This window comes from Streptomyces sp. SID3343, assembly GCF_009865215.1.
In the GTDB taxonomy this organism is placed as follows: domain Bacteria; phylum Actinomycetota; class Actinomycetes; order Streptomycetales; family Streptomycetaceae; genus Embleya.
Genome location: NZ_WWJX01000727.1, coordinates 1 through 11,274 on the forward strand (window position 1 = coordinate 1; position 11,274 = coordinate 11,274).

Here is an 11,274-nt window from a genome sequence, read left to right on the forward strand (position 1 = left end):
GGCCCGGCCGCACGCGTGCCGGCGCCGCGCGCACGCGGGTGGTGCCCGCCGCGCAATCCGCATGCGTGCTTGTGCGCACCGACCTTCCGTACCGCTCGGGTCATCTGCGGGCCCATGCCGCTCGCGCCGCCGATCGCTCGAAGCGCGAGTAAGACCGGGATGCTCGTACGGCTTGGACCACCTGCGGGCTCACGGCCGCGCGGGGCTCACAGGCTGTGGTCCTTGATCACGGTCGTGCCAAGAAGTCGGGGTGGCACAGTCACCCGAGTTGCTGTTCGAGGAGATCCGCCGGGACCGCAGGATTGATCCGTCCGTCTTGGGGTGGCAGTTGGCGCCGCGCTATAAGGTGAGCCGGAACACGGTGGTGGAGGTGCTTCGCTCGCTGGTGCCGAAGAAGTGCAAGATGCCTGAACCGCGGACCTCAGCCTAGTTCGCGGTCCGGGGCCGCCGTGACGGCACATCACGGCCGGTTGGGAAGGAACGGTTGGCTCCCACGCCGTCACGCGATCGGTTGATTCTCCAGCTGATGACGCGTTCGGGGTGGACACGGATGAGGGCGGGCTGCCCGGAAACGTGGAAATCGTTCGTACCCGGCAGGGCTTCCGCCTGCCCGCGGATCTCGATGCCGCGCGGCGCACCCTCGACCGGCATGTCGTCGACGACCACCGACACATAAGGGTGGCCGGCCGCGTTGCGGTATTTGCGGCTGGCGGCCAGATTCCATCCGACGATGTCGATGGTGTCGGTCTCCGGGTTGTAGTGCAGGCCCACCGGCGAGTTCTGCGGACGGCCGCGGCCGTCGACCGTCGCGAGCCTGGCCAGTCGCTGAGTTCGCAGGTAGGCGAGCTCGGCGACGGTGAACGCGCTGTCATCCCGTCCCGGGTTCCCGCCGTCCGTCATCGCTCCGACCGCCTCTCCGTCGAGTCCCGCTCGTCGCGGCGCAGCCGACCGATGACGGCTTTCAGTTCCTGCGCGTAACGTTCTTCGAAATCCGCGCTGTCCGGGTCGAGTCCCATGACGGCACGGACCACCTGCGGCAGCGCGACGGCCGCGGTGACGGCGCCGATCATGATCAGCAGCACCGACGCGGGATCGAGGTCGGGCGCGATCTCCCCGCGCTCCTGGCGCTCGACCATGCCGGCCCCATCGAGGCTGCCCGGCGGCAGCGTCTGGGGGTGCTCCGGGTCCTCGGACAGGCCGGCCCACACCAGGAGCCGGGTCATCCGGGGGTCGGCGAGCGCGTGCCGGACGTAGCGGGCGGCGTTGTCCTCCAGCGGCAGTTCGGGGTCGCTGACCGTGGCGTCGCGGGCGAACTGGGCCCGCAGCACCTCCTGGTAGAGGCCGTCCTTGTTGTCGAAGTAGTAGCTGATCAATTGCTTGTCGACTCCGGCCCGCGCGGCGATGTCCTGCACCCGGGCCCCGGCGAACCCGTGGGCGGCGAACTCGTCGAAGGCCGCCTTGAGCAGCTCACCGCGGGTGCGGTCGGCGTCACGGAGGCGTTCGTCGGGGCGCGGCGAACGGCGTCGGCCGGCGGCCTGTTTCTTCGGGGGTGTGATCGGTGGCATGACGTCGAGTGTAGCTGATTCCACTGTTCAGTGGTTACTATCCACCGTCTGGTGAATTAGCGAACGAGGAGATCATGATGTCAATCGACGAGAGCAAGCCCCCCGGCGCGGAGTCGGCGAACGCGGTGGGGGTGCCCCGGCAGGTGTGGGTCGTCGCGGCGGCCGTGGTGGTCGGGCTGGGCATGGCCCTGCTCGACACCACGATCGTCAACGTGGCCCTCGACGCCATCGCCCGGGACCTGCACTGCTCGCTCGGCGCGATCCAGTGGGTGTCGACGGTGTACCTGCTCACGCTTGCCGTGGTGATCCCGCTGGCGGGATGGAGCACCGAACGTTTCGGCTCCCGCCGCGTCTGGATGGCCGCGGTCACCGTGTTCACCGCCGGATCGGCGCTGTGCGGCGCGGCCTGGTCGATCGACGCGCTGATCGCGTTCCGGGTGCTTCAGGGCATCGGCGGCGGGCTGATCATGCCGGTGGGCATGAGCCTGATAGCCCGAGCGTCAGGCCCGGAGCGCATGGGACGGGTGATGTCGGTCGTCGGCGTGCCCATGCTGCTCGTCCCGGTACTCGGCCCGGTGCTGGGCGGGATCATCGTCGACACCATCTCGTGGCGCTGGATCTTCTACATCAACGTCGTCCTGGGCGCGGTCGCGCTCACGCTGGCGGCCCGACTGCTGCCGAGGGACCCCACCGAGACCACCGCCCCGCCGCTGGACCGGCTCGGCCTGGTCACCCTCGCCCCGGGACTCGCCGCAGTCGTGTTCGGGCTGTCCGAGGTCCAATCGCACGGCGGTCCCACCGCCCCCGCCGCCTGGGGACCGATCGTCGGCGGCGCCGCCCTCGTCGTCCTGTTCGTGCTCCACGCCAGGCGCGCACCGCACGCGCTCATCGACGTGCGCCTGTTCCGCAGGGCCCCCTTCCTGGCCGCGGCGACGACGATCTTCTTCGCCGGAGCGGCCCTCTACGGCGCGCTGTTCGTCACACCGCTGTACTTCCAACTGGCCCGGGGCGAGTCGCCGTTGACTGCCGGACTGCTCGTCGCGCCACAGGGCATCGGCGCCGCACTGGCGATGCCGCTGGCCGGCCGACTCACCGATCGCATCGGCGGTGGCATCGTGGCCGCCACGGGCCTGTTCATCTGCGCCGCCGCGACGGTGCCGCTGACGCTGGTCACCGGCCACACCCCCTACGCCTGGCTGGTCGTCGTCCTGCTGGTACGCGGCCTGGGCATCGGGGCCTCCCTGATGCCGACCACTGCCGCCGCCTACGCGACCCTGCAACGCAGCGAGATCCCGCGTGCGACCGGCGCGATCAGCGTCCTGCAACAACTCGGCGGCTCGATCGGTGTCACCGCCCTCGCCGTCAGCCTCCAGTCCCGGACGCACGCGACCGGATCGGCCTCCCGCGCCGCGGCGTTCACGGCCCCCTTCACCTGGGCCCTGGCCCTGGCCGCAATCGCCCTCGCGGCGGCGATCGTGCTCGCTGTCGCGGGACGCCGTGCTGCCCGAGAGTGAGCTTGACTCTGTCGGGGACCTGGTGTTTCCCGGTGCGCGAGCATGATCGACAGGCATGCTCGGGGCTGTTTCGTAGATCGATACAGCTGCCGAGGTGTCCGTTGTCGCTCCGTCCCCGTTCGGGTGAGCAAGTCCCATCTTTGACCGCCCAGATCGCACGGGCGAGCAACCCGGCGGGTAGCACGCCACCGCGGCCCCCTGATCGTGGCGCGGTTCACCAAGAACCAGTGCCGGCCGCGCCCGGACCGCCTCCGTGGCACCAGCTCCCGCGAGGGTGCCCGGAAGGTGGGCTTCCCCCCACGAGAACTCCGCGACCTGCAGGTCCGCGTGCGCACCGAGCAGCAGACACCCGAATGGAAGGCCCGCTACGGGTCCGCTCCGGCGTGGACGGCCCCATCAACGAGTTCGCCCACGGACACGGCATGCGCCATTGCCACCGCCGAGGCCGGCCCCAAGGCCCACTTGCAACACCTACTCACTGCCGTCGCCGTGAACATCGAACGGCTCAGCGCCCGGCCAGAGGCCGAACAAACTTCCTCACCGAGACACCGCCAACCGCCCTCCAGACCTTCCTTGACCAGCAAGCGATCCTCCCGATCGAAGTCTTGGCGCACCCTTGGAGGGTCCGGCACCGCCGGGGCACAATGCAGGCAGGGGAGAGGACCGGCCGGTGAAAGGCATCACGGGCGACGTCCGCCCGCGTACCGGGCTTCCCCACGCGTGGCCCACCGAAGAGACAGGGACCGGCTGGTACGGCACCGCCGACGACGTCGGCGTCGCGTGGCTTCCCGACCGTACGCCCGTCGTGATCTCTGTCCTGTCCACGGGTCGTCACCCGGACTCGGCCGTGGACGAACCACTTCTCGCCAAGACCGCCAGGGTGCCGGCATCCGTGCCGGTCGGCTTCCAGTAGCGTTGCCCGATGCTGGAACGCCTGGAGATCGAAAGTTTTCTGGTCCTCGCCGATGAGCTGCACTTCGGTCGTACGGCCGAACGCCTGCAGGTCTCCCGGGCCCGGGTCAGCCAGATCGTCCAGGCCCTGGAACGCCGCATCGGCGCCCCACTGTTCGAACGGACCAGCCGCAGGGTGCGGCTGACTCCACTGGGCAGTCGGCTTCACCAGGACCTCGAGCCGAGCTACCGGCACGTCGAACAGGCCGTCATCCGTGCGCAGGCCGAGGCCAAGGGCATCGAGGGTGTGCTGTCGGTCGGCTGTCTCGGCGGTGCGGCCGGGGGTTTTGTCATGGAGGTGATCCGGGCGTTCGCCAAAAACCATCCGGGCACGCACGTCCAGATCCACGAGACGCAGATCAAGGACATGTTCGGGCCGCTGCGGTCGGGTCGGGTGGATCTGCTGGTCACCCAGTTCCCGGTCGAGGAACCGGATCTGGTGTGTGGTCCGGTGGTGCTGCGCTTTCCCCGCATGCTGGCGGTTCCGGCCAACCACTCGCTCGCCAAGCAGGACACCGTGTCGATGGAGGACTTCGCCCGTGATCGGGTCTTCGCGTGCGCGGGTGATGTACCGGACTACTGGCAGAAGCAGCAGGCTCCCACACACACGCCCAACGGCCTCCCCGTCACGCGTGGCCCGTCGGCGGGCACGTTGCAGGAGACACTGACCATGGTCGGCGCCGGGCAGGGCATCTCCTCGGTCGGCGGCGACGTCGCGGAGTCCTACGCGCCGAAGGGCGTCACCTACATCCCGTTCCGCGACGCGCCTGCGCTGGAATACGGGCTCGTCTGGCGCAGCTCCGGCGAGACCACCCGGGTGACGGCTTTTGTCGCGGCGGCCCAAGAGGTCATAAGCATCGTCAAGCCGGGCTGAACGATCGTTGCCGAGAAGCAGGCTGATCACGCCGGGGTTTCCCGCCAGGCTTGGCTCCATGAGCAAGGATCTTCCTGTCGCACTGTCGTGCGAGACGTACACACAAGCCCCTCCGGCGGCGTCGCCGGAACCGCAGCAGAAATCAGGCAAGGCCGCCCTCTTCGCGCTGGCGCTGGGTGCCTTCGCCGTCGGGACGACCGAAGTGGTCATCGCCGGGCTTCTGCCCGACGTGGCCGCTGACTTCGGCATATCCCTGCCGACCGCCGGTCTGTTGGTGTCGGTTTATGCACTGGGCATGGTCATCGGTGCTCCGGCGTTGACCATGTTGGGTGCGCGGGTGCCGAGGAAGCGTCTGCTGCTGAGGCTGACCGTACTGTTCGTCGCGGCAAGTCTGCTCAGCGCGCTGGCGCCGGGATACGGCGTACTCCTGGCGGGACGCGTCCTGTCCGCCCTGGCCGGCGGCGCCTTCGTAGGCATCGCGGCGGTCGTCGCCGCGGACGTCGCCGCTCCCGAGCGCCGGGCCGGTGCGATCGCCACGGTGTTCATGGGTCTGAGCCTGGCCAACGTCTTGGGCGTGCCCGGCGGCACCGCGCTGGGCCAGGCGCTCGGCTGGCGGGCCACATTCTGGGCCGTGACCGTGATCGGCGTTGTCCTGTTCGGGGCGTTGGCCCTTCTCGTTCCGGCCGTCTCCCGCAGTGAACAAGCAAATTTCCGCCGGGAGTCGGCGCTCTTCCGGAACGGCCGGGTGTGGCGGGCGCTGGCCGCGTCGGCCTTCGGGTGGGCGCCGTTCCTGACGGTTCTGACGTACATCGCGCCCATGCTCACCGAGGTCACCGGCTTCAGCGAACGTACGGTCCCGCTCATGCTGGTGCTGATCGGCGTCGGCATGCTCGTGGGCACACCTGTGGCCGGACGGCTGGCGGACCGGGCGCTGGTTCCGACGATGTACGCGGCACTCGCCGGCACCACCGTCTTGTCCCTTGTGTTGGTAGCGGCAGTGCACAGCAAGCCGGCCGCCGTGGTGGCGTTCCTGGTGTTCGGCATGTTCGGGGCGGCTGTCATCCCGCCGTTGCAGACGCGGGTGCTGGCCGCGGCTGCGGGCGCTGACAACCTTGCGTCCGCCGCGAACATCTCCGCGTTCAACATCGGCAACGCGGGCGGGCCGCTGATGGCGGGGTGGGCGCTGTCGGCGGGTGCCGGGTATACCTCGACGTTGTGGATCGCGGCGGGGCTGGGGGGTGTGGGATTGGTGCTGGCACTACCCGGGCGTGGGGCACCACGGCGCTGAAGGAGGGGTGCCGTTGACGAGCGGCGAACCCACCGACAAGTAACTCGACACCAGCTAGTGCCGGACCCCGTGATCGGCCGGATCGACAAGATGCAGTGGGCCGATCTGGAGGCTCCGCGCAAGCAGCGGCACACCATTGAGCGGATCAAGGTCGCCTCGCGGTCGAGCACGACTTCGATCCGGCGTCGTACTCGACCATCGCGGGCTACGTCCAGGAACGGAAGCCGCAGTTGGCTGCGCCGGCGAAGGAAGGCCGCCGGCATCTGAAGGGCACGGTCCCGCAGCAGAAGACGCCTGGCCAGGAGGCTGAGGTGACTTCGCGGACGTCTGGCTGGACCCGGCGGGCGAGGGGTGAAGTGCGTGCCGTTCACGCTGCGGCTGTCCTACTGCGGCAAGACCGTCCACGGGCTACGCCACCGGTTCGAGACGCTCGGCGGGGTTCCGGCCCGGCATACCGCTACGACAACCTGCGGCCGGGGGTGGGGTGAGTGTCAGGCCCTGGTATGTCCGAACATGAAATCGACAACCGCAGCCAGGTTGTCGATTTCCGCGGCTCCGATGAGATCTCAAGCTTCTGCGGCACGACGCCAGGTCCACCTGGACCGGGCCTGTCAGGACACGGCCCGGGAGGATCCGGACCACCAACCTGTCGACCACCGCCCCGGCCCCGGATGACAACACCCCACGACACCTCGTGACGAAACATCACCCGATAGGGGCGGATCCCCAACTCACTGACGATCAAGCCCACCGGCAGCCCGGCAAGCTCCCCGAACGGATGATCCCGGCGCCCAGCCCGGCTGAGGCACCGGCTCTCATTCACCCTGACGAAAACACGTCTGGTGGTCGTTCTGGACACCTGCGGATCATGTGTGCACGCACCGTCGCCCGCGGGCGACGTTTTGTGGCATCGCGCGTTTGTGTGGTTGGTCGCGGCGCTCGCGAGTGGTGGTGTGGCGTGGCCCTGGTCATTCGACGCCTGGGCGGGCCCTTGAGGTCAACGTGTGGGCGGCTTCGGTGATGGCGGTTCGGAGGCGGCGTAGGTCGGTCAGGTGGTGGGTGGTTGGTTCGATCAGCCAGGTCAGGGGGCCGCCGTTCGGTTGGCCCGGGGGTGGGAAGGTGATCCACGCCCCTTGGCCGTGGTGGCGTGGGCTGGTGCGGCGGTCGCGGGGTGGGATGTCGTTGACGGGGGTCGGCGGGATCAGGAAGCCGATCTTGCGGTGTCGCCGGTCGTGCAGCACGGGGCCGATGGGGACGTTGCGAGTGCGCAGGACCGCGAGTACAGCTCGGCCGAGAAGTTCGTCCACCTCGACGACGTCGAACGTCTCGCCGGCGGCGACCAGGCGTGGGGCGTACGGGTTTTGGGTGGGCGAGGGTTGTGGGAGGCGGCCGTAGGCAGGGATCAGGTCGAACATCGCGCATACCGCCTTGCCTGAACCGTGATGTGTCACCGCCAGCCCGGCGGCCAGTTGCCGCGCGATCCACAGTCCGCGTCCGGACTCTGCGGAAAGGTCCGGCTCCCGCTCGGGGATGGTGACGTGGCAGGGGTATTCGTCCCAGCATTCGAGGCTCAGCATGTTGCCCAGCCGCACGGCCCGCAGTTCGAGGCCGCCGTATGCCCCGGCGTGGGTCAGCGCGTTGGTTGCCAACTCCGCGAGGACGAGCACGGGTTCGTGCGGATCGAGGCCGACTTCGGTACACACCCCGACGGCGAACCGTCGAGCCTTGGCAACGGTGTCCGGGTGGGCTGCGAGTCGTAGCGGCGGGGTCAATTCCCGCCAACCTGTCGTGGGCTTCATGGATCTCCTCACGTGGCACGCTCCGGCGACTGCGCGGCAGTCGAATCGAGTCACTGTCGGCGACTGATCAAGTGCTACCAGTGATCTACCGGAAATACTCCTCTGCTACCGGTAGCAAAGCAAGTCACTTGGCACGTCTGGTAGAAATCTCGTGATCACGCCCCAAGACGGCCAGACTGTGTGCGAGGGAGGGCCATGCCCACGATCAGCCATCGACGGCGCCAACTCGGCACGGAGTTGAAGGTCATCCGTGCCGCCAAGGGGCTGACGCTGCGACAGGTCTCCGCGCACTTGGGCATGTCGAATCCGCAGGTCAGCCGGATTGAGTCGGCTCAACGCAGCATTCGAGCGGAGGACTTGGAAACACTTCTCGATCTGTACGAGGCCGACCCGGAGGTGCGGGCTCGCATCCGGTCTCTGCACGGCCACGAGGACGATGCGTCAGTCGAGTGGTGGACGTGTTACGCGGACGACATCTCGCACGGATACCTCGGCTACATCGAGCTGGAGGCTGCTGCCGTTGGCATCACGGAGTACCAGCCGTGCGTGATTCCGGGTCTTCTGCAAACGGAGGCGTACGCGCACGACCTCACGCACGCGACCGCCACCAGCGACATCGACAAGGTCGAGCTTTTGGTGGAGGTACGCATGAGGCGCCAGCGTCGGCTTCGTGAGGAACCGCCCCCGCAGATCACGAACTTCGTTACCGAGGCCGCCCTGCGCAACGTGGTCGGTGACCGCCGCACCATGCGAGAGCAACTTCACCAACTCGCCACCCTGGCCTTGCGTCCCAACATCGAGCTGTTGATCATCCCGTTCGAGCGAGCGGCGCTGGGGAGCTTCGCAAGCGCCTTCACCGTCTTCGACTTTCCGGAGCCAAGGGACAACTCCGTCGTGGTCCAAGACGGGCTCGTGAGCGAAAGAGTCGTCACCGAGTCGGAGAAGGACGTTCGGCGAGTGCGTCAGATCACCGCGCGACTGAGGCGTGCAGCCCGCAGTACGGATGCGTCTCAGGAGATCATCAAGTACTACCTCCATGAAATGGGATGACTGTGCACTCCGAGAATTGCCGCGACTTGGCCTGGCGTACCTCCTCCTATTCGACGCATGACGGTGAATGCGTCGAAGTGGCAGTGCGTACAGGGGCGATCGTCGCGCGGGACTCGAAGGTCGCAGACTGTCCCGTCCTCAGCTTCGGCATGGTTCAGTGGGACGGGTTCCTCGACACACTGCACGTGCGTCGCGACATCTGATCGGGGCCAGAGGCGCCTGCCTGGTGAAGGCACTGCGGCCACCTCGGGCCGACCTGGGGCCGGATCAGCCCACTTCTTGTACACCCAAGGGAAAAGGTGGATGGGATGAACGTGACCAACGAAACGCCGAGCCAACCGATCTGGCGCAAAAGTGGGTATAGCCAGCAGGACGACGCCTGTGTCGAGATCGCGACTGTCGCGCAGTCGGTCGTTGCGCGGGACTCGAAGGTGGTTGGTGGGCCTGTGCTTGGGTTTGGTGGGGGGCAGTGGGATGGGTTGGTGAGTGTGCTTCGGGTTCGGTGTGGTGGTTAGTCGGGCGGTATGAGGCTTATGGGGGCGTGGCCGGGTGTTGTTCGGGCGCCGGACGTTGGGCTGTGGGGGATGCTTGGGCATCACCGGGGGCAGGTCTGACGATGCGGAGGCGGCGGTATGGCGAAGAAGGCCGAACGCAAGGGTGACGGCAAGGACGAGGGGGCCGGGAAGGTCGAGGCCAAGAAGGGCGGCCACCGGAAGGCCGACGGGAAGAAGGGCGCCGGGAAGACGGCCGATGGTGGGAAGGCCGGCGGCAAAAAGGCTGAGAAGGCGTTGAAGGCCGAGCGGGAGAAGGCGGTCGAGCGGGCCAAGGAGGCTCGCAAGGCCGAGGAGAAGGCCGCCAAGAAGGCGGCGAAGGCGGCAAAGGCTGCCAAGGCCGAGTCGGAGGCCGCCTTGCGGGCCGCTCTGGCGGCGGCGGAGGAGCGCGCCATCGAGGAGCGTGCCGTCGGTGAGGGGATCGTCCAGGCACCGGTAGTCGAGGCGCCGGTCGCCGAAGCAGCGGTCGGCGATGAGCCGGTCGCCGACGAGCGGCACGAGCGCGAGCCCGAGAAGACCGAGGCCGAGCAGTCCGCCGAGGTCGCCACCGGGACGCGGCTCCACATCGTGGCCGAGCCGCACCCCGACGACGCTCCCGAGGACGCTCGCGACGAGACCCCGCAGCCGCCGCCGCGCGGCGATGTCGACTCCGTGCGGGCCGCGTTGCGGCTGCCCGGCGGGCCCGTCGAACTCTCGGCGATCGACCCGCGTGGGACGCCGAACTTCCCCGGGGACAAGGACGAGGCGCTCGCCGACATCGCCGCGATGGCGCCGCAACTCGCCGAGCTCCAGGAGCGGTTGTACGCCCAGGCGGTCGCCGGCGGCGCGCGGCGGCGGCTGCTCGTGGTGGTGCAGGGGATGGACACGTCCGGCAAGGGCGGCACGGTCAAGCATGTGATCGGCCAGTTCAACCCGTCCGGCTGCCACATCCACGCGTTCAAGGCGCCGACCGAGGAAGAGCTCGCGCACCCGTTCCTGTGGCGGGTCAAGGAGCAGGTCCCCGGCCCGGGCCTGATCGGCGTGTTCGACCGCTCGCACTACGAGGACGTGCTGATCGCACGCGTGCGCAACCTCGTACCGCGCAGTGTCTGGGCCCGCCGCTACGGCACGATCAACCGCTTCGAACAGGGCCTGGCCAAGGACGAGGTCACCGTCGTCAAGCTCTTCCTGCACATCTCGTTCGAGGAGCAGAAGGAACGCCTGCTGGCCCGCCTGGACAACCCGGACAAGCACTGGAAGTTCAACCCGGCCGACATCGACGAACGCTCGGTGTGGTCGGACTACCGGCAGGCGTACGAGGCCGCCCTGGAGAAGTGCGACAGCGACGCGACGCCGTGGTACGTGGTTCCGTCGGATCGCAAGTGGTATCGCAACTGGGCGATCAGCCGCCTGCTGCTCGAACACCTCGTCGAGCTGGACCCGCGCTACCCGGAGGCCACGTTCGACGTGGAAGCCGAACGCAAGCGCCTCCTGGACACCTGAGCCGTCGAAACCCGAGCCGTCGACACCCGAGCCGGCCTGCGTGGGGCGGGCCGACCCCGGCCCGTCCCACGCAGGCTCCCGGCCCTACCGCGCCCCGATCCGCACCACCGCCACCGACGTCGCCGGCAGCCGCAGGGTGGTGCCGACCAAGCCGCGGCGGATCTCGGCGCGGTCGTCCCACGCGGCGACGATCTCCGCCG

Annotated in this window: 11 protein-coding genes; 8 read left to right on the top strand and 3 right to left on the bottom strand. The window is 68.6% G+C overall.

Going from position 1 to position 11,274, the window contains the following annotated elements; genetic code table 11:
- Positions 1-426 precede the first annotated feature (426 nt).
- Both GT354_RS22290 and GT354_RS22295 read right to left on the bottom strand, forming a co-directional pair.
- Complete coding sequence (locus GT354_RS22290) at positions 427-900, bottom strand: PPOX class F420-dependent oxidoreductase (protein WP_161358141.1); 474 nt, start codon at positions 898-900, stop codon at positions 427-429.
- Entirely contained in the window at positions 897-1,565 is a 669-nt protein-coding gene (locus GT354_RS22295) for a TetR/AcrR family transcriptional regulator (protein ID WP_161358142.1), read from the bottom strand. Before GT354_RS22295 ends, GT354_RS22290 begins: the two co-directional genes overlap by 4 nt.
- A 74-nt stretch (positions 1,566-1,639) precedes the next feature.
- On the opposite strand from GT354_RS22295, the gene GT354_RS22300 reads away from it, so the two are divergent.
- The 4 genes from GT354_RS22300 (at position 1,640) to GT354_RS22315 (ending at position 6,192) form a co-directional block, all read left to right on the top strand.
- A complete protein-coding gene (locus tag GT354_RS22300) occupies positions 1,640-3,079 on the top strand; it encodes a DHA2 family efflux MFS transporter permease subunit (protein WP_161358143.1) in 1,440 nt (479 codons plus the stop codon).
- Between the two features lie 670 nt (positions 3,080-3,749).
- Positions 3,750-3,992 carry a hypothetical protein gene (locus tag GT354_RS54330; protein WP_237535338.1) on the top strand — a complete coding sequence of 81 codons (243 nt, stop codon included), beginning with the start codon at positions 3,750-3,752 and terminating at the stop codon, positions 3,990-3,992.
- 9 nt (positions 3,993-4,001) lie between these two features.
- The gene (locus GT354_RS22310) at positions 4,002-4,904 is read left to right on the top strand and encodes a LysR family transcriptional regulator (protein WP_161358145.1); all 903 of its coding nucleotides are present in this window, start codon (positions 4,002-4,004) and stop codon (positions 4,902-4,904) included.
- A 58-nt stretch (positions 4,905-4,962) separates the two neighbouring features.
- Positions 4,963-6,192: an MFS transporter gene (locus tag GT354_RS22315; RefSeq protein WP_161358146.1), complete on the top strand. Its 1,230-nt coding sequence runs from the start codon at positions 4,963-4,965 to the stop codon at positions 6,190-6,192.
- Between the two features lie 968 nt (positions 6,193-7,160).
- Here GT354_RS22315 and GT354_RS54335 read toward each other — a convergent pair.
- Entirely contained in the window at positions 7,161-7,991 is an 831-nt protein-coding gene (locus GT354_RS54335; RefSeq protein ID WP_237535339.1) for an ATP-binding protein, read from the bottom strand.
- A gap of 195 nt (positions 7,992-8,186) precedes the next feature.
- Between GT354_RS54335 and GT354_RS22325 the strand changes: the two genes are divergently transcribed.
- The 4 genes from GT354_RS22325 (at position 8,187) to GT354_RS22340 (ending at position 11,074) form a co-directional block, all read left to right on the top strand.
- Complete coding sequence (locus GT354_RS22325) at positions 8,187-9,041, top strand: helix-turn-helix transcriptional regulator (protein ID WP_161358147.1); 855 nt, start codon at positions 8,187-8,189, stop codon at positions 9,039-9,041.
- A complete protein-coding gene (locus tag GT354_RS22330) occupies positions 9,038-9,244 on the top strand; it encodes a DUF397 domain-containing protein (protein ID WP_161358148.1) in 207 nt (68 codons plus the stop codon). Before GT354_RS22325 ends, GT354_RS22330 begins: the two co-directional genes overlap by 4 nt.
- Before the next feature lie 105 nt (positions 9,245-9,349).
- Entirely contained in the window at positions 9,350-9,556 is a 207-nt protein-coding gene (locus tag GT354_RS22335) for a DUF397 domain-containing protein (RefSeq protein WP_161358149.1), read from the top strand.
- A 687-nt stretch (positions 9,557-10,243) separates the two neighbouring features.
- A complete protein-coding gene (locus GT354_RS22340) occupies positions 10,244-11,074 on the top strand; it encodes a PPK2 family polyphosphate kinase (RefSeq protein ID WP_346012122.1) in 831 nt (276 codons plus the stop codon).
- Positions 11,075-11,274 lie beyond the last annotated feature (200 nt).

Excerpts from the sequence above, each read along its gene's own strand:
- GT354_RS22290 (WP_161358141.1), bottom strand. The coding sequence starts at position 900 with ATGACGGACGGCGGGAACCCGGGACGGGATGACAGCGCGTTCACCGTC.
- GT354_RS22295 (WP_161358142.1), bottom strand. The coding sequence starts at position 1,565 with ATGCCACCGATCACACCCCCGAAGAAACAGGCCGCCGGCCGACGCCGT.
- GT354_RS22300 (WP_161358143.1), top strand. The coding sequence starts at position 1,640 with ATGATGTCAATCGACGAGAGCAAGCCCCCCGGCGCGGAGTCGGCGAAC.
- GT354_RS22310 (WP_161358145.1), top strand. The coding sequence starts at position 4,002 with ATGCTGGAACGCCTGGAGATCGAAAGTTTTCTGGTCCTCGCCGATGAG.
- GT354_RS22315 (WP_161358146.1), top strand. The coding sequence starts at position 4,963 with ATGAGCAAGGATCTTCCTGTCGCACTGTCGTGCGAGACGTACACACAA.
- GT354_RS54335 (WP_237535339.1), bottom strand. The coding sequence starts at position 7,991 with ATGAAGCCCACGACAGGTTGGCGGGAATTGACCCCGCCGCTACGACTC.
- GT354_RS22325 (WP_161358147.1), top strand. The coding sequence starts at position 8,187 with ATGCCCACGATCAGCCATCGACGGCGCCAACTCGGCACGGAGTTGAAG.
- GT354_RS22330 (WP_161358148.1), top strand. The coding sequence starts at position 9,038 with ATGACTGTGCACTCCGAGAATTGCCGCGACTTGGCCTGGCGTACCTCC.
- GT354_RS22335 (WP_161358149.1), top strand. The coding sequence starts at position 9,350 with ATGAACGTGACCAACGAAACGCCGAGCCAACCGATCTGGCGCAAAAGT.